The organism is Oribacterium sp. oral taxon 078 str. F0263, assembly GCF_000469565.1.
GTDB lineage: Bacteria > Bacillota > Clostridia > Lachnospirales > Lachnospiraceae > Oribacterium.
The window spans coordinates 50,712-69,481 of the sequence record NZ_KI273129.1 but is presented as its reverse complement, the minus strand read 5'-3'; the positions used below and the strand labels follow the sequence as shown (position 1 = coordinate 69,481).

The 18,770-nt window shown below is 54.6% G+C and carries 15 protein-coding genes; 14 read left to right on the top strand and 1 reads right to left on the bottom strand.

From position 1 onward, the window contains the following. The first annotated feature begins 204 nt into the window (after window positions 1–204). From rny to HMPREF1986_RS10760, 7 genes are all read left to right on the top strand, one after another. Window positions 205–1,749, top strand: a complete 1,545-nt coding sequence (gene rny / locus HMPREF1986_RS10795; protein WP_021774894.1) for a ribonuclease Y — start codon at window positions 205–207, stop codon at window positions 1,747–1,749. Window positions 1,750–2,025: 276 nt separating this feature from the next. Next, window positions 2,026–4,809: a transglycosylase domain-containing protein gene (locus HMPREF1986_RS10785; RefSeq protein WP_021774892.1), complete on the top strand. Its 2,784-nt coding sequence runs from the start codon at window positions 2,026–2,028 to the stop codon at window positions 4,807–4,809. Window positions 4,810–5,109: 300 nt separating this feature from the next. Further along, window positions 5,110–5,877 carry an acyl-CoA dehydratase activase gene (locus tag HMPREF1986_RS10780; RefSeq protein ID WP_009213689.1) on the top strand — a complete coding sequence of 256 codons (768 nt, stop codon included), beginning with the start codon at window positions 5,110–5,112 and terminating at the stop codon, window positions 5,875–5,877. Continuing rightward, on the top strand, window positions 5,874–7,004 hold the full coding sequence (locus HMPREF1986_RS10775; RefSeq protein ID WP_021774890.1) for an aminotransferase class V-fold PLP-dependent enzyme: 1,131 nt from the start codon (window positions 5,874–5,876) through the stop codon (window positions 7,002–7,004). The genes HMPREF1986_RS10780 and HMPREF1986_RS10775 overlap by 4 nt, the downstream gene beginning before the upstream one ends. A 61-nt stretch (window positions 7,005–7,065) precedes the next feature. Further along, on the top strand, window positions 7,066–8,340 hold the full coding sequence (locus HMPREF1986_RS10770; protein ID WP_021774889.1) for a double-cubane-cluster-containing anaerobic reductase: 1,275 nt from the start codon (window positions 7,066–7,068) through the stop codon (window positions 8,338–8,340). Continuing rightward, window positions 8,333–8,602 (top strand): DUF3343 domain-containing protein, encoded by a 270-nt coding sequence (locus HMPREF1986_RS10765; RefSeq protein WP_021774888.1) that lies wholly within the window; start codon window positions 8,333–8,335, stop codon window positions 8,600–8,602. Before HMPREF1986_RS10770 ends, HMPREF1986_RS10765 begins: the two co-directional genes overlap by 8 nt. A 273-nt stretch (window positions 8,603–8,875) precedes the next feature. Then, a complete protein-coding gene (locus HMPREF1986_RS10760; RefSeq protein WP_021774887.1) occupies window positions 8,876–9,442 on the top strand; it encodes a biotin transporter BioY in 567 nt (188 codons plus the stop codon). A 127-nt stretch (window positions 9,443–9,569) separates the two neighbouring features. On the opposite strand, the gene HMPREF1986_RS10755 is transcribed toward HMPREF1986_RS10760, so the two are convergent. Continuing rightward, window positions 9,570–10,097: a cysteine hydrolase family protein gene (locus HMPREF1986_RS10755; RefSeq protein ID WP_021774885.1), complete on the bottom strand. Its 528-nt coding sequence runs from the start codon at window positions 10,095–10,097 to the stop codon at window positions 9,570–9,572. Between the two features lie 443 nt (window positions 10,098–10,540). Between HMPREF1986_RS10755 and HMPREF1986_RS10750 the strand changes: the two genes are divergently transcribed. The 7 genes from HMPREF1986_RS10750 (at window position 10,541) to cas2 (ending at window position 18,490) form a co-directional block, all read left to right on the top strand. Beyond that, on the top strand, window positions 10,541–12,787 hold the full coding sequence (locus HMPREF1986_RS10750; protein WP_021774883.1) for a CRISPR-associated helicase/endonuclease Cas3: 2,247 nt from the start codon (window positions 10,541–10,543) through the stop codon (window positions 12,785–12,787). 201 nt (window positions 12,788–12,988) lie between these two features. Further along, window positions 12,989–13,645 carry a type I-C CRISPR-associated protein Cas5c gene (cas5c, locus tag HMPREF1986_RS10745; protein ID WP_021774882.1) on the top strand — a complete coding sequence of 219 codons (657 nt, stop codon included), beginning with the start codon at window positions 12,989–12,991 and terminating at the stop codon, window positions 13,643–13,645. Next, window positions 13,642–15,474 carry a type I-C CRISPR-associated protein Cas8c/Csd1 gene (cas8c, locus tag HMPREF1986_RS10740; RefSeq protein WP_021774881.1) on the top strand — a complete coding sequence of 611 codons (1,833 nt, stop codon included), beginning with the start codon at window positions 13,642–13,644 and terminating at the stop codon, window positions 15,472–15,474. Before cas5c ends, cas8c begins: the two co-directional genes overlap by 4 nt. Then, window positions 15,471–16,364, top strand: a complete 894-nt coding sequence (gene cas7c / locus HMPREF1986_RS10735) for a type I-C CRISPR-associated protein Cas7/Csd2 (protein WP_021774880.1) — start codon at window positions 15,471–15,473, stop codon at window positions 16,362–16,364. The genes cas8c and cas7c overlap by 4 nt, the downstream gene beginning before the upstream one ends. After that, a complete protein-coding gene (gene cas4 / locus HMPREF1986_RS10730) occupies window positions 16,364–17,029 on the top strand; it encodes a CRISPR-associated protein Cas4 (RefSeq protein ID WP_021774879.1) in 666 nt (221 codons plus the stop codon). The genes cas7c and cas4 overlap by 1 nt, the downstream gene beginning before the upstream one ends. After that, window positions 17,026–18,054 carry a type I-C CRISPR-associated endonuclease Cas1c gene (gene cas1c, locus HMPREF1986_RS10725; RefSeq protein WP_021774878.1) on the top strand — a complete coding sequence of 343 codons (1,029 nt, stop codon included), beginning with the start codon at window positions 17,026–17,028 and terminating at the stop codon, window positions 18,052–18,054. The genes cas4 and cas1c overlap by 4 nt, the downstream gene beginning before the upstream one ends. Before the next feature lie 145 nt (window positions 18,055–18,199). Beyond that, on the top strand, window positions 18,200–18,490 hold the full coding sequence (cas2, locus tag HMPREF1986_RS10720) for a CRISPR-associated endonuclease Cas2 (RefSeq protein WP_021774877.1): 291 nt from the start codon (window positions 18,200–18,202) through the stop codon (window positions 18,488–18,490). The last annotated feature ends 280 nt before the right edge of the window (window positions 18,491–18,770 follow it).

Below are 18,770 nucleotides of genomic sequence, written 5' to 3'. Positions count from 1 at the left end.
AGCGGAAGAGAGACGTTAAGACGCGCCCCGACATAAATATTTTTATAGATTGTATTGAAATGAATTAGCAGCTTCGGATGATTTACGGCGGCAGTGCCGCGGACCCGGAGCGATCGATGCTTAGATGAGACTGATTCGCCGGGGGGCGGGTCAAGTCTGTTTTTGTCAGTTGGAGAGAGCGGAGGAGGTACAGAGTTGAACCCAGTGGGCATCATTATCGCCGCGGTTGTCGTGGCGGCCGCAGTGGGTTTCGTCGCGTTTATCCTCGGGCAGAGCAAGGCAAGGGCTGAGTATGCGAAGACGGTGGGCACAGCCGAAGAAAAGTCCCGGGAGATCATAGATGATGCGATTCGAACAGCGGAGAATAAAAAGAGAGAAGCGCTCTTAGAAGCAAAGGAAGAGGCTCTCCGGGCAAAGAATGACCTGGACCGGGAGGTCAAGGACCGCCGGAAGGAGGTTTCCGAGCTCGAGCGGAGGATGCTGAAGAGGGATGAGGCCTCGGAGCGAAGGGCCCAGTCTCTGGAGAAGCGGGAAGCGGAATTCGGAAGGAGAGAGAAGGGGCTCGAGGAGAGAGAGGCGGAGATCGAGCTTTTGCACGCGCAGAAGCTGACAGAGCTTGAGAGAGTCTCGGGGCTTACCAGGGATCAGGCGAGGTCCGAGCTTCTGCATTCCGTCGAGGACGATATCAAGCACGATACGGCCATGATGATCCGGGAATACGAGAACCGCGCGAAGGAGGAGTCGGAGAAGACGGCGAGGGAATATATCGTCGAAGCGATCCAGCGCTGCGCGGCGGATCAGGTGACAGAGTCCACGGTCTCTGTCGTGCAGCTGCCAAACGACGAGATGAAGGGCCGCATCATCGGCCGAGAGGGCCGGAATATCCGCACGCTGGAGCAGCTCACCGGTGTGGAGCTGATCGTGGACGACACGCCGGAGGCCGTGGTGCTCTCCGGCTTCGATCCCATCCGGCGCGAGGTGGCCCGCATTGCCCTCGAAAAGCTGATTGTAGACGGAAGGATCCATCCCGCCCGCATCGAGGAGGTCGTGGAGAAGAGCCGGAAGGAGGTGGAGGACAGCATCAAGGAGGAGGGCGAGTCCGCGGTGCTGGAGCTCGGGATACACGGGATCCATCCGGAGCTTGTCTATCTGCTCGGCAGGATGAAGTTCAGAACCTCCTTCGGACAGAACGCCCTGCAGCATTCCATGGAGGTCGCGCAGATCTCGGGGCTTCTCGCGGAGGAGCTGGGACTGGACATCCGTATGGCGAAGCGGGCGGGCCTTCTGCACGATATCGGAAAGGCGATCGATCACGAGATGGAGGGGACCCATGTGGAACTCGGCGTCGAGCTCTGCAAAAAGTATCATGAGCCGGAGCTTGTGATCAATGCCGTCGCGTCTCATCACGGAGGGACGGAGCCGAGCAGTCTGATCTCCTGCCTGGTCGCGGCGGCGGATGCGATCTCCGCGGCGAGACCCGGAGCGAGGAGAAAGTCTCTGGAGAGCTACACGAACCGCTTGAAGGAGCTGGAGGATATCGCGAACTCCTATCGCGGCGTCGAGAGGTCCTTCGCCGTGCAGGCGGGCCGGGAGGTCCGGATCATGGTGATACCGGAGCTCGTAAACGACGATGAGATGGCGATCATGGCGAGGGATATCTCAAAGCAGATCCAGGATCAGATGCAGTATCCCGGCGTCATCAAGGTAAATATCATACGGGAGTCCAGAGCGGTAGGCTACGCGAAGTGACGGAGAAGAGAATATGAGGGTCGGCGCAGAAATCCCCCGGTGGGACTGTGCCGGCCCTCTGCGGCAAAAAAGCGTTTTACGGAGAGGGCCTTTCTGCCGAACCGCACTCATCTGGACCGCACTCATCCTGGCGATTTCCGCGCAACGAAGCGAGTCCGTCTTCCGGGGCTCTCTGCGGAGGCGAAGAGGAGAAACGTGCGGAGCGCTATTTCGGAAACGGAGCGAACTGAGCCGGAAGGATTTTAAGGCCCCGGGGAAGGGCGTGAGGGGAGAGGAATGAAGAGAATGGGGAGAACCAGAAAAAAGCCGCACCGCATTTTACGCTGGATCGGCGGCTTCCTTCTCGGCGGCTTTTTGGTCGGCCTCGTCCTTATGGCCGTGGGCTGGTTTTTCTATCTGCGCCCGGAGTATGAGCGCCTGAAGAAGATCGCCTATGATAAGTTGGCCTCCGGCAATGTCGAGGACCTCACCCGCCTCTCGGACACCGTCATTTATGACACGAACGGAGAGATTCTCGGCATCGTCAACGCGGGACACTATGTCTATGTGAAGATCGACCAGATCTCGGAGAACCTGCAGCACGCCTATATCGCGCAGGAGGACCGGAAGTTCATGAAGCACCACGGAGTGGACTATATGGGGACGCTCCGGGCTTTAATTCAGCTCATCCGCCACCGCGGCAGGATCACGCAGGGCGGCTCGACGATCACGCAGCAGCTGGTAAAGAATACCTACTTAAGCTCCGAGAAGGTTTATACGAGGAAGATCGTGGAGATGATGCTCGCCCAGGAGCTGGAGAAGCGCTACTCCAAAAGCGAGATCATGGAGCTCTACTGCAATACGAATTTCTACGGCAATAACTGCTACGGCGTGGAGTCCGCGAGCCTTTATTATTTCAATAAATCCGCGGCGGATCTCACGATCCCGGAGGCCGCCATGCTGGCCGGGGTCTCCAATGCTCCCTCGCGCTACGAGCCGCTGAAGCATCCGGACGCCTGTCTTGCGAAGCGGAATCGGGTGCTCAATTCCCTCAGCGTCTGCGGCTATATCACGGCGGAGGAGTGCGAGCAGTACAAGGCCATGGACCTCGGCGTCTCCCGGAATATTCAGAGAGAGACGGACGAGGATTACCTCACCTCCTACGCGCTCTACTCGGCGACGCTCACGCTGATGGATCTGAATGAGTTTCATTTCGAGTACCTCTGGGAGAATGAGGCGGAGCAAAAGGCCTACGAGGAGAAGTATAACGAGAGCTATGATTTCTACAACAAGGAGATCCGCAGGGGGGGCTATCAGATCTACACCGCGCTGAACCCGGAGATCCAGAGGATCGTGCAGGAGAAGCTGGACAAGGATCTCGAGAAATTCAAGGATTTGCAGGAGAACGGTAAGTTCTCCATGCAGGGCGCGGCGGCGGTCGTGGACAATGAGAGCGGCTATGTCGTGGCGGCCGTCGGGGGAAGAGGGACCGAGGACAAGTATAACCGGGCCTACCTGAGCGTCCGTCAGCCCGGCTCCTCCATCAAGCCGCTCCTGGACTATACCCCGGCGCTGGACAGCGGGAGATACAGTCCGGGCAGTCTCATCGATGACCACAAGTTCGAGAACGGGCCCTCGAATTCCGGGGATCATTATTACGGACAGGTGACGCTCCGGGAGGCGGTGAACCGCTCTTTGAATACGGTGGCCTGGCAGGTGCTTTCCGATATCGGGGTGGACTACGGCCTGGATTATCTGAAGAGCATGCATTTTCAGGGGCTGAGCTGGGTGGACAATACGTCGGCGGCGGTATCCATCGGAGGCTTCACCAACGGGACGAAGATTGTGGATATGGCGAAGGGCTACGCCGCTCTCGCAAACGGAGGGCGCTTCAGCGAGCGAAGCTGCATCCAGAAGATCGTGCACCAGAAAAACGGTGAGCTCACGAAAAACTATCATCCCGGCGATGTCCAGATTTACCGGGAGGACAGCTCCTACATGATGACGGACATCCTGAAGGGGACGATCACGAAGCCCTACGGCACCGGGCGCGGCCTCGCGCTGGATAAGAGCATGCCCTGCGCAGGGAAGACCGGGACCAGCAACGCCTCAAAGGATACCTGGTTCTGCGGCTATACGAGATACTACACCATGGCGGTCTGGGTGGGACATGATCTGCCCGCGCCGATGCCGGGGATCTACGGCGCGACCTATGCCGGAAAGATCTGGAGGGATGCCATGAATGTCCTCCACAAGGATCTCCCGGTGAAGGACTGGGATAAGCCGTCCACGGTGGAGACGCAGACCGACAAAAAGACGGGGATCGAAGATCTCGTCTCTACGACAGCTGAGGTCCGTGCCGCGGCCTCCCTCCGGAAGAAGACCGAAAAGGAGAAGAAGGCGGAGGCGGAGGAGCTGCTCACGAAATACGAGAGCATGATAATCAGCCGGGTGGAGGACATCTTTACAGAGAGGGAGCTCTATCAGCAGATCAAGAGTGACGCGGATATCGTGAGCGACGCGGAGAGCAGGAGAAAGATCTTCTCCCGTCTCTCGGAGAGAAAGAAGTATTTCGACAAGATCGAGGACAGCATGCGGGAGGAGATCCAAAGCTACGAGGAATCCAGCGAGGAGGAGTCCAGAGTACAGAGCTCCATCGCGGCCTCAAGGGCAGAGGAGAGCCGCATCGCCAGGGAGCGGGAGCGGCGCCTCGCGGAGATTCGGGCTCTGATCCAGAAGCTGGAGGAGGCGGAGTATCAGGATAAGGATACGGATGCCATGCTTTTGACGGCCCAGAAGATCCTCGCGGATTATAAGCCGAGGGATGGAGAGGAGGACCTCACGGAGGAGCTTGAGAATGCGATAGAGCGTGTGAAGAAGCTCCCGCGGCGCCCGGACGAAAACGGACAGGGGCAGCTCAATCCGGAGTCTGCGAGTACAGACGGCCAGCAGGGAGGGCCCGGCGTGATCGGACCCGGAGACCCCAATCTCATGAAGCACCCGAGCGCGGGGGCGGAGGTTGGCGGATCGGATAATTCCGGCCCAAACGGCGGAAAGTCCCGGGTGATCGGCGGCCGCTGAGAAGAGATGCCTATGGCTGTGCGGCTTTTGCGAGGGGGATCTGCTCACAGGGTGATCGGCATCCTTTCCGTTGGCCGGCAGTCGCAGATCAGAAATAGAATCCATTCTTCCCCGCTGAGAGAGATATTAGAGAGGGAGAGGGGGAAGCGCCAAAGAGAAGGTGCTTCCCCCTCTCTTTTTCTTTGATAGAGATTTATTATAATTCAAGCAATAAATACAAAAAAGCTTTAAATACTGCATATAATTTGACAGAAATAGGGCAAAAATTTATAATAATTTGAGTTGGTCTGGAGGGGCTTTATGAAAAAATTTGCAATCGGCATCGACATCGGCTCGACCTGCGCGAAGGCCGCGGTGCTGGACGAGAAGAAGGACTTGAAGGAGAAGCTGCTGCTTCCGACGGGCTGGAGCAGCGCGGATACGGCGGAGGAGATCAGACGGCGGCTCGCCTCCTATATTGAGGAGGGAACTGTCGTCGCGACCGGCTACGGCAGGGTCTGTGTGCCCTATGCGGATAAGTCCGTGACGGAGATCACCTGTCACGGAAAGGGGGCGGATTATCTCTATCAGGCAAAGAGCATGACGGTCATCGACATCGGAGGACAGGATACGAAGATCATTCGGATCGAGTCGGGGAATGTGACGGATTTTCTGATGAATGACAAGTGCTCCGCCGGAACCGGCCGTTTCCTGGAGGTCATGGCGAATACTCTGGGGCTTCGGACGGAGGAGCTCTGCGAGCTGGCTTCGAGAGGGAAGGACGCGAGCATCAGCTCGATGTGCACGGTCTTTGCGGAGTCGGAGGTCATCAGTCTGATCGGAAGAGGGGAGAAGAGGGAGAACATCGCCTTTGCGGTCGTGGACTCCATCGTGAAGAAGGTCGCGGCACAGGCGATGCACCTGCTCCCGCCGGAGGGGGAGGCTGTACTGACGGGCGGTCTCTGCGAGTTTCAGTATCTTCGCTCTTCCCTCGGAAAGGCCCTGGGCAGGGAGGTCGTGAGTTCTCCGAACGGGAGATATGCCGGGGCGATCGGAGCGGCGCTTGTCGCGTCGAAGCTGGAGTCATGATTTACCTGGACAATGCGGCGACGAGCTTCCGTAAGCCGGAGGAGGTCCTGGAAGCGGTGATGGAGGCCATGCGGCATTCCGGCAATGCCTCCCGCGGGACCCACAGCGCGGCCATCTCCGCCTCCCAGTCCGTCTACGAGGCGCGCCGCAGGCTGGCTGCCTTCTTTCACTGCGAGAGGGCGGATCATGTGATCTTCACTCAGAATTCCACGGAGGCTTTGAATATCGCGCTCTATGGCCTTCTCTCCCCGGGGGAGCATGTGATCACGACGGATCTGGAGCATAACTCCGTGCTCCGCCCCCTCTATGACTTGGAGAGCCGGGGACTGCTCCTGGACTTTGTGCGGGCGGATCGGAGGGGGAAGGTCGATTACCGGGATTTTGAGCGGCTGATCCGGAAGGAGACGAAGGCGATCGTGTGCACGCATGCCTCAAATCTGACGGGGAATATGCTGGAGCTCGAGCGGATCTCCGGGATCGCGCACCGCGCCGGCGCGCTTCTCGTCGTGGATGCCTCGCAGAGTGCCGGGGCCCTGCCGGTGGATATGGAAAAGCAGGGGATCGACATCCTCTGCTTTACGGGGCACAAGAGCATGCTGGGCCCGCAGGGGACAGGGGGACTGTGCCTTCGGAGCGGAGTGGAGCTTCGACCCTTTAAGCGGGGCGGGACCGGCGTGCATTCCTATCTCAGGGAGCAGCCCTCCGACTATCCCACGAGACTGGAGGCCGGGACCCTGAACGGGCACGGAATCGCGGGGCTTTTAGCGGCGGTGAACTTCATCGATCGGATGGGGCTTGAGAAGATCGAGGAGAAGGAAAGCAGGCTGCTGAGACGTTTCTGTGAGGCAGTTCGTGAGATCCCGGGCGTCACGCTCTATGGGGATTTTGAGGGACGGAGGGCGGCGATCGCGGCTCTCAATATCCGGGATTACAGCTCCGCGGAGATCTCGGACTGTCTCGCTCAGGACTACGGGATCGCCACCCGGCCCGGGGCGCACTGCGCCCCCAGGATGCATGAGGCGCTCGGGACGGAGGAGCAGGGAGCGGTGCGCTTCAGCTTTTCCATTTTTAATACCGAGGATGAAGTTGAGTCGGCAATTCGGGCGGTCAGGGAGCTCGCCCGCTGAGTTTTGAGTCGGATTGTCCCGCATTGGAGAGCGGAGCCGACGGAAAAGGAGAATGTGCGTTATGGCTGATTATGTAGAGATGTGGAAAAATATCGGGATGGATGTGGATATGCACGACACCCTATGCCAGGTGCTTCCCACTGCGGTGGGGGATGTCTTCCTGAGTCAGGAGAACCGCCCGAAGGCGATGGACTTCTGGGATCTCGTCATCTCGGAGGTTCACGGCATCCGCCCCGCGGAGCTCATCGAGGAGCAGAAAAAGGGGAGAAAGGTCTTCGGCACCTTCTGTGTCTATGTGCCGGATGAGGTGGTGATCGCGGCAAACGGCATCGTGACGGGACTGTGCAGCGGATCCCAGTTCTGGGTCCCCGCCGGGGAGGCCGTGCTTCCGAAGAGCACCTGCCCCCTCGTAAAGGCCTCGGTCGGCGCGAGACTCTCCCGGACCTGTCCCTTCTTCCGGATCGCGGATATGTATGTCGGAGAGACCACCTGCGACGGGAAGAAGAAGGCCTATGAGATCCTCGGCGAGGATGTGCCGATGTATGTCATGGATGTGCCGCAGATGAAGCGGGCGGAGGATATCGCGCGCTGGAAGGATGAGATCGCTGCCTTCGCGAAGAAGGTCGAGGAGGTCACGGGAAACCGGATCACGGTGGAGAAGCTCAGGGAGGCGATTCATCTCATCAACGAGAAGAGGAAGGCAATCCAGAGGGTCTACGACTGCCGTAAGTCCGAATGCCTTCCGATCTCCGGGAGGGACGTGCTCCTTATGATACAGATCGCCTTCTTCGATGATCCCGCCCGTTGTACGCAGATGTGCAATCGCCTCGCGGATGAGCTCGAGGAGAGGATCCGAAACGGCGTGAGCGTCGTGCCGAAGGGGACGAAGAGAATCCTCGTCACGGGCTCTCCGATGTCGATCCCGAACTGGAAGCTCCACCAGATCATAGAGACCAGCGGGGCTGCCGTCGTCTGTGAGGAGATGTGTACCGGCACCCGCTACTTCGAGAATCTCGTGGATGAGGGAGGGGAGACCCTGGAGGAGCAGTTCATGGCTCTCTCCGAGCGCTATATGAAGACGAACTGCGCCTGCTTCACGCCGAATAAGGGGAGGATCGACGATCTTCTCCGGATGGTGAAGGAGTATAAGGTCGACGGCGTCATCGATACGAGTTTAAAATTCTGCTGCCTCTACGATACGGAGAAGTACGTGGTCTCCCGCGCGCTGAAGGAGGCCGGAGTCCCGGTCCTCAGCCTGGAGACGGACTATGCGGATACGGACGCGGAGCAGCTTCGGACGAGAATCGGAGCCTTCGTGGAAATGCTTCATGCCTAAGACACGCTACTATATCCTTTTTCGAAATTACGAGGAGGGCCTTGCGCTCCATGCCCTCCTCGATGAGCACGGACTGGAGAACCGCATCGCGCCGACGCCCCGCTGCGGCTACGGAAGGAAGCTTGCCTGCGGGATGTCCCTGCTCATTGAGGAGGAATGGCTTTCCCGCGTAAAGCAGTGCCTCTCGGAGGAGGGCGCGGAGTATATGGACCTCATCTCCGTGGAGGGACAGATCGATCCGAAGAGGGACCGCTACTGCTGAGTGCCCGCGCGGGGAAAGTGCCCTCTGCTTCGGATCAGCTTCTGGAAGTGGGGGATTTGCGTCTGTCTTCATAGGACCTGCCATGTCCCTTCAGGCAGCGATCCCCGGGGATTCATTATCGGAATAGCTTTTGAAATAATTGTAAACCTTAGATAAAATAATAGTTGACTGATTTCGCCGGAATTCGTATACTGACTTCACTGAGAAGCGTATACGGATTCCGGCGCCGCTTATATTGACGGAATTTTTATTTTCCCGGGAGGAGGAAAGAGGATGAGACAGATTTCTGTGAGAAAGATGAGTATATGTGCATTGATGTGTGCTCTTTTATGTATACTCGGCCCGCTTGCGATCCCGATCGGCCCGGTGCCCCTCTCTCTCACGCTCTTCGTGCTCTTTCTCTCCGTGGAGATCCTCGGGATGAAGCTTGGGACTCTTTCCTTCCTTCTCTACCTTCTTCTGGGCTTTTTCGGCCTTCCGGTCTTTTCGGGCTACGCGGGAGGGGCAGCGAAGCTGCTCGGCCCCACCGGCGGCTATCTTTTCGGCATGATTTTCTGCGCCTTATGCGCGGGCTTTTTCCTGGAGCGCTTTCCGGATAAGCCCGCTCTTCAGCTTCTGGGCATGCTGATGGGACTTTTGCTCTGCTATCTCTTCGGCACACTGTGGCTTCGCGCGCTGCTGCTCCCCAAGAAACCGGGCTTTGGCCTTTGGGACGCGCTGATGATGGGGGTGCTCCCCTTTATTCCGGGAGACCTTTGCAAGATCGGCCTCGCATTCTGGCTCGGGAGAAGGATCCGCCGCAGTCTGCCCGCTTCCCTCTCCGCTGCATCTCAGGGATAAACATAGAGGGAATGCTCCTGTCGGCACGAAGAAGAGCGGAGCGCACAGACGACGCCAGAGCGCTGCGGGCCTTTGGAATCGTAGTTCCTTCTGCCGGTGCTGAGGATGGAAGCATGCCCGGCATGTTTTAATCGTTTACGATATGGATCTGGCAGGAGCGCATGGTTTCCAGCGCGGCCCGGTGCTTCTCCACTGTCACACCGGCGCAGCAGGCGGCATCTACGCTGATCTTCACCTCCGGCATCGCCGCCTTTAGGAGGAGGGCGTTGGAGACCACACAGATATCCGTACACAGACCGATCAGCTCCAGCTCGATCTCTTCCTTCTCCGAAAGTTTCTTCAGCTCCTCGGCCAGTTTCATGCTCCCGAAGCTCGGCTTCTCATAGATCTTCGCATGCCTCAGGAGCTCCGCGACGTCTGTCTGGAGCTGCCAGCCGTGTGTTCCCCTGATGCAGTGCATGACGGGGAGATTCCTGCCCTCCTGCGTATCCATGTAGTTTTCCCCGTGGGTATCCATAGTGGCGATGACATTTTCCGCCGGGTAGGAACGGATCTTTTCCTTTACGGCATCGACGATGGCCTCCGCCTCCCGGCTTCCAAGAGCCGCATCGATAAAGTCATTTTGCATATCAATTACCAGCAGTATTTTTCTCATCTCGCTCTCCTTCCATCTCCATCATGTGTTTCCTTCTTCCATTTTAATAGCTCTTTATAGGAATAAAAAGGGCCTAAGATGCATTTTTCCTTTAAGCAGAAAACGCTGAGTTTCTCCTTGCTTCCGTAAGGGACGGTCGTGTTCTCTTTTCCTCCTGTGCATGTATGCTGCGGAAAAGATAGGCTTCAAGTGGCAGGTGGCTCGATCCATTTTCTTCCCTCCCGCGCGTGCGGGCTGCGGAAGCCGGAATTAGTATAGCATAATTTCTGCGGCTTTCCTTTCTGTGCTCATCAGGAGGCTATGCAGGGAATCTGTGTTTATGTTTCCTGTATTTATGTTTCGACTTTCCTCCTATCTTGTAATCAAGACAGCGCAGGCTTATATTGGCGGGGGGGAGATCTTGGATTTTACGGGAGGCTGTGAGCTTTTTGGGGGATTGAAGTATGAACTATCTTGCGCACATCAGTGAGGATAAGACAAGGGAGCAGAGCGTGCTCTCTCATTTAAAGGGAACGGCTGAATTGGCCGCAGGCTTTGCCTCCGAATTCGGCTGTGGGGACTGGGGATATTATGTAGGGATGCTGCACGATATCGGAAAGTACAGTGAGGCCTTTCAGAGGAGACTGCGGGGCAGCGCGATCCGTGTCGATCATTCTACGGCAGGAGCGAAGCTTTCCTATGAAAAAATGGGGGAGGGGCCGGAGATGCTTCGAGGCGCCTATCTTATCGCCGCCTACTGCATCGCCGGGCATCACGCGGGGCTTCCGGACAGGGGCGGGTCTTCCGACACAGCGGAGAGAAAGACATTTTCCGGGAGGATGAAGAAAAAACTGGAGGATTACAGCGCATACGAGAGTGAGGTAAAGCTTCCCTCGATCCGAACCGAGGTGAACCTTTCGGAAGGATCGAAGATGCCCCAGTTTGAGGTAAATTTTATCACACGCTTTCTGTACTCCTGCCTGGTGGACGCCGATTATCTGGATACAGAGAGCTTCATGCGGGGAGAAAAGCCCCGGGGACGGGGGCAGGGAGAGGACCTTAAAGAGCTGAAGGAGCGCCTGGACCGATATGTTGAGCCGTGGCTCAGGGACGAGCCCAAATCGGAGATCAATAGGAGAAGGACGGAGATCCTGAAGCACTGCCTTCTCGCCGGGGAGGGGGAGAAAGGGCTGTACCGCCTCAGTGTGCCGACCGGCGGTGGAAAGACGATCGCATCGCTGGCCTTCGCACTTCGACACGCGCTTTATCACGGAATGAAGAGGATCATATACGTGATTCCCTATACTAGCATCATCGAGCAGAATGCCGCCGTCTTTAAGGAGATACTGGGGGAGCAGAACGTACTGGAGCATCACAGCAATGTGGACTATGAGGATGATGAGGAGCTTTGCCCGATGCAGCTTGCGGCGGAAAACTGGGATATGCCGATCATCGTCACAACAAATGTGCAGTTTTTTGAGTCGCTCTTTTCAAACCGACCTTCCAGATGCAGAAAGATTCATAACATTGCGAATTCTGTGCTGATCTTTGATGAAGCGCAGATGCTGCCAAAGGATTATCTCCAGCCTTGCATCTCGTCCATTGAGGAGCTGATCCGAAGATACCACTGCAGCGCGGTCCTGTGTACCGCGACACAGCCCGACATTGATCCCTTTTTGCAATCCGCCGGGGAAGTGAGAGAGCTCTGCCCGGATATGGCAGAGCAGTTCTTATTTTTTCGGCGTTGTGAGATCCGTTTCCTGGGGGCGCTCGAGCAGGAAACGCTTCTCGAGAGGCTGAGGGGAGAGACACAGGCCCTCTGCATCCTGAATACCCGGAGAGAGGTTCAGGAAATCTATGAGCTTCTCCGAAAGGAGGGAGGGGAGGATGGACTCTATCATCTGTCCACGCTGATGATCCCAAAGCATCGGCGGAAGGTGTTGGGAGATATCCGAGAGAGATTGAAGAAGGGAGACGGGGAGCGCTGCATCGTGATCTCTACCAGTCTCGTGGAGGCGGGGGTGGACCTGGACTTCGCCTCGGTCTATCGCGAGATCGCGGGGCTGGACTCGATCATCCAGGCGGCCGGGAGGTGCAATCGGGAAGGGAGAAGGAAGAGGGAAGAGAGCGTCTGCCATGTCTTTTCTCTGGTGGACAGCAAGTCAGCGCCGTTTTCTCAGAAACAGAGGATTGAAATCGGCTCTCTGCTTTTAGAGATGGGGAGAGATCCGGCAGATCCCGATACGATACGGGAGTATTTTTGGATGCTTTATGGAAAGCCGGGAAGGAAAGCTATTCCGGGGACGGAACGCTCGGATAGGAAAGCCATCCTGGGGATGCAGGAGACGGACAAGAAGGCTATCCTGAAGGAAATCGAGAGGAACCCCTTTTCCTTCCCGAAACAGGCGGAGGATCTCAGACTGATCGAACAAAACGGAGAGACCATCTTCGTCCCCTGGGATGAGGAGGGGAAAGAGCTGCTTTTTCAGATTGAGCGGGAGGGGATGAGCCGAAAAAGAGCGAGGGCCATGCAGCAGTACTCCGTGAATCTCTATGAGAACCTCTTTCAGCAGCTTTTTGATGCGGGGAAATTTCGGGCCTTGGAATCCGGTGCCAAGGGGAATCTCTATGTTCTGAGGGAGAAGGAGGATTATAGTGAGGAAAAGGGAATCTTGCTGGAGGCAGAGCTTGGGGAGGGGATTTATCTGTGAAAGAGATCCCCGCGGAAAATCCGGACGCCGGGATACCTACACATGCAGGCAGGATATCCATTTTGCTGCCCGATAAAAATAATATACATTAAAATGTAATAAAGTTTATTGTGAATAGAAGAAAAAAACGCTATAATTAAAGCATATCTTAATAAAAATGTATAAAGTGATGCTGTAATCCATAAAGGGGAGGGAAGTGAAATGAGCGTGGGGGTGAAGGTGAAAATCTGGGGGGATTATGCGCTTTTTTCCCGACCGGAGCTCCGGGCCGAGCGCTACAGCTATGATGTCATTACGCCGTCGGCGGCCAGGGGTATCCTGGAAGCGATCTACTGGCATCCCGGCATGAGGTGGCAAATTGATCGGATCCATGCGCTGAAGCCGATCTGTTTTACTTCGATCCGGAGAAATGAAGTGAAATCAAGAATCCCTCGCGAAGATCCGCTGACCGCCTATAATGGGGGAAAAGGGGAGAGTTTATTTTTAAATACAAAGTCGGACATCGTGCAGCGCTCATCCATTATATTGAAGGATGTAGCCTACGGGATAGAGGCACATTTTGAGATGACGGAGAAGGCGAGCCCCGGGGATAATCCCGGAAAATTCAAGGATATTATGTCCAGGCGTCTGAGAAAGGGAGAGTGTTACCATCAGCCATACCTGGGATGCCGGGAGTTTCCGGCCTTCTTCTGCCCCTGGGATGAGGGAGAGGAGCATAGAGGCGGAGAAAGCCGGGATCTCGGGCTGATGCTCTATGATATGGATTATTCGAATCCGGAGGATATCCGTCCAACCTTTTTCCGAGCAAAGATGGAAAACGGGGTCATAGACCTCAGAAATTGCGAGGTACTGCGATGATCTTACAGGAGCTTGTAAAATACTATGAGGCGCTCGCAGAGCGGGGAGAGATCGCTCTGGATGGTTGGAGATATGAGAGGGTAGCCTATTCTCTGGAGCTCAATGCTGAGGGAAAACTTCTGAAAATTCTTTCCTTAGGATCGGAAGATAAAATAAAAAAGAGAAGCGTGAGAGAACTTCCGTTGATGAAGGTCCCCCAAAAAGAGGGAGCTCAAAACCACAGAAAGGCTGCCATATTTCTCTGCGATAATGCAGAGCATATGCTTGGCTTCAGTGACGGCACTTCGGACGGAAAAGGCCAAGAATATTTCGCTGCGACAAAGGAAGAGCTGATGGACATCCTCCGGGATTGTGACGGCCCTGGGGCGAGTGCACTGAAAAAGTTCTTTCAAAGCTGGGATCCGAGCCGGGCAGAGGAATTTCTCAAGAAGAAGGACAGCAAGATTACAAAGGCGGGGAATCTGATCTTTTCCATCGAGGGGAAATATGCGCAGGACATCCCGGAGTTGCAACAGGCCTGGGAGAGTTGGAGAAAGAAGCAAGAGAAAAAGAAGGGGGAGGAAAAGAAGCAGGGGAAAAAGAAACAAGGGAAAAAGAAGCAGGGGGAGATCAAGGAGTATGGCCGCTGCCTCGTGACGGGAGAGTTCTCGGAGATTGCAAGAACGCATACCCTGATCAAGGGAATAAAAAAGACTCACCCAAATGGTGCCGCTCTGGTATCCTTTAATGCGCCGGCTTTCTACTCCTACGGAAAGGAACAAAGCTTTAACGCCCCGGTCGGAAAACGCGCGATGTTTTCCTATACGACGGCACTGCAGTTTCTGTTAACTAAGACAGAGCAGAAGGTAAAGTTTGGGGACCTATTATGCCTGATATTCTGGGCGGAGAGCGGAGAGAAGGAGTATGGGGGATTTTTTTCTTCATGTCTCGAAGGGAAAGAGGATAATCAGGAGATTACCGGAAATGTCCTTCGGAATGTCGCGGGGAAACAGGGGGTGGATTACAAAGGAGTTCATCTGGATCCGGAGCAGAACTTTTGCATCCTCGGCCTTTCGGGCCATGAGGGGAGACTGGCAGTCCGTCTCTTCTTAAAGAATTCGTTTGGTGATATCCTTCGGAATTTTCAGCGTTTTTACGAAGAACTTGAGATAGCAGGTCCAGAATGGGCGGAAGAGCAGCCGGCGCTTCGGAAGCTCTTGGAGGAGACCGTCAATCAGAATTCCCGGGACAAGTCGATACCGCCTGCACTGGGATCCGAATGCCTGCGGGCAATCCTGGTGCATGGGAAGTTTCCCGCGAGTTTATATTATGGGATTCTGATTCGTATTCGCGCTGACCAGGGAAAGAATAAGATCAATAGGAGGCGTGCGGCGCTGATCAAGGCGATTCTTCTCAGAAATTACGGAGAGCTTTATTTGGGAAAGGGGGAGGATTTTGTGGCACTGAATGAGAATTGCAGGGACAGGGCGTATATTCTCGGAAGGGAATTTGCTGTCCTGGAGAAGATACAGGGAGCGGCAAATTTGACGGTAAACGCGACGATCCGGGATCGGTATTTTAATTCGGCGTGCGGCACGCCGGCGATGGTTTTTCCGCTTCTCTTTCGGCTGAAGGAAAGCCATCTCAGAAAAATAAGAAACGAGAATCCCGGGCTGGCCGTTTTCTGTGAAAGGATATTGACAGAGCTCCAGGGAATGCTTGAGGTGTCGGAGTCGGTCGGAGCCTTCCCCTCTCGCCTGTCCCTGAACGAACAGGGGATGTTTATCCTGGGATACTACCATCAGAGACAGAAGTTCTATGAAAAGAAAGAAGGAGGAGAAGTGAGATGAGCGAGCCGATTAAGAACCGGTATGAGTTTGTGCTCTTTTTCGATGTTGAGAACGGGAACCCGAATGGAGACCCCGATGCAGGAAATATGCCCCGCATCGATCCGGAGAGCGGATACGGGCTTGTGACAGATGTCTGCCTGAAGAGGAAGATCCGAAATTATGTGGAGACGATAAAGGAGGATCAGGAGGGCTTCGGGATCTACATCAAGGAAAACATTACTCTGAATAAAAGTGATGAAAGGGCACTGTCCTATATCGGACGAAAGCCTGAGGACGTCAAAACCTTAAAGAGAACCGATCCGGATGCCGACAAAAAGATCCTGGAATTCATGTGTCGGAATTTCTATGATATTCGAAGCTTCGGTGCAGTGATGACCACTTTTGCTCCGGGGCATCTGAACTGTGGGCAGGTTAGAGGCCCGGTCCAGCTCAGCTTTGCGAGAAGTGTTGATCCTATTGTGAGTCAGGAGGTGACGATTACCCGCATGGCTATCACAACGGAGAAGGATGCGCTGGAAAAGCGTATAGAATGGGGGAGAAAGTATATTGTTCCCTATGCGCTGTACCGCGCGGAGGGCTTCATCTCCGCAAACCTCGCGAGAAAGACGACCGGTTTCTCAGAAGAGGATCTGGAGTTTTTCTGGGAGGCGCTGATCAATATGTTTGAGAATGATCATTCGGCGGCGAGAGGGAAGATGTCGGCTCGACGTTTAATCGTATTTAAGCACAGCACGGAGCTTGGGGACTGCCCGGCCTATAAGCTGTTTGAGACAGTCCATGCGGAGAAGCTTCCGGAGGTGCAGTTCCCGAGGAAGTACAGCGACTACAGGATTGAGATCAGGAAGGATGCGTCGATTCCGGACAGCGTCGAGTTCATTGAGAAAATATAATGAACGTGCGGGAAGAGGATTACCTTATGATTTCGGGGATTCAGCACTTCCTTTTTTGCAGAAGGCAGTGGGCCCTGATTCATGTGGAGCAGCAGTGGGCAGATAATGAACATACCGTAGCAGGGGATCTGATGCATAAGAGGGCTCATGATCCTCTGCTGCGGGAAAAGAGAGAGGATATGCTGATCGTGAGGGCTTTGCCGGTCTCATCCAAAAGGCTGGGGATCAGCGGAGAATGTGATATCGTTGAATTTCACAGGAGAGAGGGAGGGATTCGGCTCTACGGGCACAGAGGCGAATATCTCCCCTATCCTGTGGAGTATAAAAAAGGACGGCCCAAGACAGAAGAAGAGGACATCCTGCAGCTCAGCGCACAAGTATTGTGTCTGGAGGAGATGTTTTCTACGGAGATTCCGCAGGGCGCTCTTTTTTATGGAGAGACCCGGAGAAGGGATACCGTGGAAATTACGAAAGAGCTTCGAGAGAGAACGGAAGCGGTATGTTCGGAGATGCGGCGATATTATGAGCGAGGGTATACACCGAAGGTGAAGGGAGGGAAAAAATGCAGAGCCTGCTCTCTGAAGGAGATCTGTCTCCCGGAACTGGAGAAATTGAGAAGCGTGCGGACTTATATTGAGAATCGGATGTACGAGGAAGAGCCATGAAAAGACTGCTGAACACGCTTTATATCAGCTCGGAAAACAGTTATCTGGCTCTGGATGGAGAAAATATCGTAATCCTGGAGGGAAATGCAGAGCTGGCGCGGGTTCCCCTTCATAATCTGGAAGGCGTAGTGTCACTTGGGTACAGGGGCACCAGTCCGGCCTTAATGGGAGCGTGTGCGGAGCGCGGGATATCGCTTTGTTATCTGAGTCCACAGGGGAGGTTTCTCGCGAGAGTCACAGGGCGGACGAAGGGTAATGTGCTCCTTCGTCAGAAACAGTATGCTGTCGCTGCTTCGGAGGAAAGGCTCGAAATCGCAAGAAACTGCATCTTCGGAAAGCTATATAATGCGCGCTGGGTGCTGGAGAGATTTACGAGAGACCATGAGCTGCAGGTGGATATCGAAAAGCTAAAGAAGATATCAGCTTTTTTGCGGGAGGCCTCTTTGAAAGCACAGGACTGCATCGATGAGAGCAGTCTCAGGGGGATAGAGGGAGAGGCTGCAAACTGCTATTTTTCCGTATTTGACGAGTTGATCCTTCAGCAGAAAAAGGATTTTTTCTTTCGAAAGAGAAGCAGAAGACCGCCGATGGATCCTGTGAATGCGCTTCTGTCGTTTATTTATGCTCTTCTGAGCAATTCGATGAGTGCTTCTCTGGAGGCAGTCGGGCTGGACCCCTATATCGGAATGATGCATGCGGATCGACCCGGGCGGGCGTCGCTGGCGCTGGACATGATGGAAGAACTGAGAGCTGTGATGGCGGACCGCTTCGTGCTTCGCCTGATCAATAAGAGAATTGTGGATCGGAAGGACTTCGTCCATAAGGAAAATGGGGCGGTGCTCTTAAAGGATGAGGGCAGAAAAAGGGTTCTCGTAGAGTGGCAGAAGCACAAGAAGGAGAGCCTGAAACATCCCTACCTTGAAGAGACCATGGAGTGGGGAATGGTGCCATATGCGCAGGCGCTGCTTCTTAGCCGGTATCTGAGAGGAGACCTGGAGAGTTATCCGCCGTTTCTTTGGAAATAGAGAAGTTGATCTTCTCTATGGATTATGATTGAGTAAAGAATGGGATGAAGTAGTTCGAATATTTCATCTGGGCTGTTCAAACAGTCAAACAATTTCTTTTCGGTGAAACAGACAGGATCCGCCTGCATAGAATGCGAGGAAAAGTATGCTGATACTGGTGTGCTACGATGTCAATACAGAGACGTCCGCAGGGAAGACACGGCTCCGGAAGATCGCCAAAGAATGCGTGAATTATGGAAGCAGGGTGCAGAACTCGGTGTTTGAATGCATCTTGGATAACACGCAGTATCTGGTATTAAAAAATATTCTTTCTGAAATTATTGATGAAAAAATAGACAGTCTTCGCTTTTATAATCTTGGAAACTCTCATAGGGGCAAAGTAGAGCAGATCGGGAGGAAACAGGGAATTCAAGTGGAGGAAGCCTTGATTTTCTAGCTTCAATCTTCTAGTGCGAACGTGAAGAGATCATGAAATGACCGAAGGATTCGCACCGAAAAAAATGAACATATCGCATTGAATCGCCGACTAAAAAAGGATTATTTTACCACGCTGTACTTATCAAGAGAAACATGCTATTTTTATTGAGAAACAGAAAGAATATTTATCTGTTTCACTGTCGCTCCCCGCGAGGGGAGCGTGGATTGAAATCGTGAAAGGAATGCTGATTGGCGGGGAATCTGCGCGTCGCTCCCCGCGAGGGGAGCGTGGATTGAAA

Excerpts from the sequence above, each read along its gene's own strand:
- HMPREF1986_RS10770 (WP_021774889.1), top strand. The coding sequence starts at position 7,066 with ATGGCTGATTATGTAGAGATGTGGAAAAATATCGGGATGGATGTGGAT.
- cas4 (WP_021774879.1), top strand. The coding sequence starts at position 16,364 with ATGAACGTGCGGGAAGAGGATTACCTTATGATTTCGGGGATTCAGCAC.
- HMPREF1986_RS10750 (WP_021774883.1), top strand. The coding sequence starts at position 10,541 with ATGAACTATCTTGCGCACATCAGTGAGGATAAGACAAGGGAGCAGAGC.
- HMPREF1986_RS10765 (WP_021774888.1), top strand. The coding sequence starts at position 8,333 with ATGCCTAAGACACGCTACTATATCCTTTTTCGAAATTACGAGGAGGGC.
- cas7c (WP_021774880.1), top strand. The coding sequence starts at position 15,471 with ATGAGCGAGCCGATTAAGAACCGGTATGAGTTTGTGCTCTTTTTCGAT.
- cas2 (WP_021774877.1), top strand. The coding sequence starts at position 18,200 with ATGCTGATACTGGTGTGCTACGATGTCAATACAGAGACGTCCGCAGGG.
- cas1c (WP_021774878.1), top strand. The coding sequence starts at position 17,026 with ATGAAAAGACTGCTGAACACGCTTTATATCAGCTCGGAAAACAGTTAT.
- HMPREF1986_RS10775 (WP_021774890.1), top strand. The coding sequence starts at position 5,874 with ATGATTTACCTGGACAATGCGGCGACGAGCTTCCGTAAGCCGGAGGAG.
- HMPREF1986_RS10780 (WP_009213689.1), top strand. The coding sequence starts at position 5,110 with ATGAAAAAATTTGCAATCGGCATCGACATCGGCTCGACCTGCGCGAAG.
- HMPREF1986_RS10760 (WP_021774887.1), top strand. The coding sequence starts at position 8,876 with ATGAGACAGATTTCTGTGAGAAAGATGAGTATATGTGCATTGATGTGT.
- HMPREF1986_RS10785 (WP_021774892.1), top strand. The coding sequence starts at position 2,026 with ATGAAGAGAATGGGGAGAACCAGAAAAAAGCCGCACCGCATTTTACGC.
- cas8c (WP_021774881.1), top strand. The coding sequence starts at position 13,642 with ATGATCTTACAGGAGCTTGTAAAATACTATGAGGCGCTCGCAGAGCGG.
- cas5c (WP_021774882.1), top strand. The coding sequence starts at position 12,989 with ATGAGCGTGGGGGTGAAGGTGAAAATCTGGGGGGATTATGCGCTTTTT.
- HMPREF1986_RS10755 (WP_021774885.1), bottom strand. The coding sequence starts at position 10,097 with ATGAGAAAAATACTGCTGGTAATTGATATGCAAAATGACTTTATCGAT.